1 protein-coding gene and 1 pseudogene are annotated in these 1,770 nt (G+C 66.4%); both read left to right on the forward strand.

What is annotated here, in order from left to right:
• A pseudogene (locus ACT53M_RS20095) lies at positions 1–351 on the forward strand (methyl-accepting chemotaxis protein); the annotation flags it as partial.
• Between the two features lie 88 nt (positions 352–439).
• Positions 440–1,770, forward strand: a 1,331-nt coding sequence (locus ACT53M_RS20100) for a CHASE3 domain-containing protein (protein WP_476235694.1), incomplete at its 3' end; no start/stop codon positions are given.

A 1,770-nucleotide genomic window follows, 5' to 3' on the forward strand; every position in this document is an offset into this window, starting at 1 on the left:
CAGCAGCTCGACCAGGTGACGCAGCAGAACGCCAGCGCCTCCGAGCAGATCAGCGCCACGTCCGAGGAACTCGCCGCACAGGCCGACGAGCTCCAGGCCAGCATCGCCTATTTCCGGGTCGATACCGCTGTGACCGGCTCGCGCGTGAGCGCAGCGCGCGCGCCCGCAGCGCCCAAGCGCAAGGCAGGTCCGGCCAAGGCAGCAGCCGCAAAGCCGGCAGCCAAGGGCACCCGGAAGCCCAAGCCCAACTCGATCGCCGACCAGCAGGCGCGCGTGAACGGATTCGCGCTCGATCTCGCCAGCGGCGGGCCCGATGCGGACGACGCCCATTTCGGATCCGAGGCGGCATGAGCCCGCCCGGAACTGCCCGTACCCTCGCGTAACCCCGTTCGCGCCTCCCCGGAGGCAAGCCCCATCTTCGCCCAAGGACGTCTAGACCATGTCTTTCTTCAACAACATCTCGATCGCGAAGAAGCTTATCGTCTGTCTTGGTTTCATCATCGGCATCACCGTGCTGGTCGACAGCGTGATCCTGTACAACGCCGATCAGGTCCGCAGCACGACCAGCATCAACGAACATACCTACAAGGTCATCGGCACGGCCGGTGACATGGTGGAGAACATGGTCAACCAGGAAACCGGCTATCGCGGCTACCTGGTCTCCGGCAACGAGAATTTCCTCGAGCCCTATCACAAGGGCTGGGCCGATTTCTCGCGCGCCTGGAACGAAGCAAAGAACCTGACCGCCGACAATCCGGTGCAGCAGGGCCGCCTCGACGACATCAAGCGGCTGGCCGAAAGCTGGCATGGCGACGTCGCCGAACGCGGCATCCGCATGATGGCCGCACCGCAGACGCGCGAACAGGCGCGCGCCTTCGAAGCCAGCGGCGCCGGCAAGAATGCGATGGATCAGTTGCGCGCTCGCGTGAACGAAATGGTCTCCACCGAACGCGCGCTGCTCGCCACCCGCCAGCAGGCGCAGGCCCAGGCGTTCACGTCGATCAGCATGGCGATCTGGATCGGCATGGCGGCCAGCGTCGTCGTCGCGATCGGCATCGGCCTGCTGATGACCCGCACCATCGCTCGCCCGATCGGCCAAGTGTCCGAAGCGCTCGGCCACCTCGCCAACCCGCTCGCCACCGATCGCAAGGACGAGATCGGCAGCATGCAGGGCAGCGTGGCAGCGGTGGAAGCGGCCTACAACGAGATCGGCACGATCGTCACGGCGGTGTCGCTAGGCGACACCTCGGTCGGCGCCAGCCGCAGCTATGGCGGTCTTACCGACGAACTGGGCGCGCATCTCGACCGGCTGCGCGCCAATTTCGAAGCCATTGCCCGCATCGCGCAGGACATTGCCGGCGGCGACCTGATGGTGCAGCCCAAGCCGCAGTCCGACAAGGACACGCTGGGCCATGCGCTGGTCCGCATGGTCGATCGCCTGCGCGGCGTGGTGAGTGACGCCACCGCAGCGGCGACCAATGTGTCGGCCGGCAGCCAGGAACTCTCGTCGAGCTCGGAACAGGTGTCGCAGGGCGCCACCGAACAGGCCGCCGCCGCCGAACAGGCATCGGCTGCGATGGAAGAGATGGCGGCGAACATCAAGCAGAACGCCGACAATGCCGCCCAGACCGAGAAGATCGCCCGCCAGTCGGCCAAGGATGCCGAGGTGAGCGGCGTCGCCGTCGATCGTGCAGTGGGCGCGATGCGGACGATCGCCGACAAGATCGGCATCGTTCAGGAAATCGCCCGCCAGACCGACCTGCTCGCGCT

Source organism: Sphingomonas sp. DMC6 (assembly GCF_056314225.1).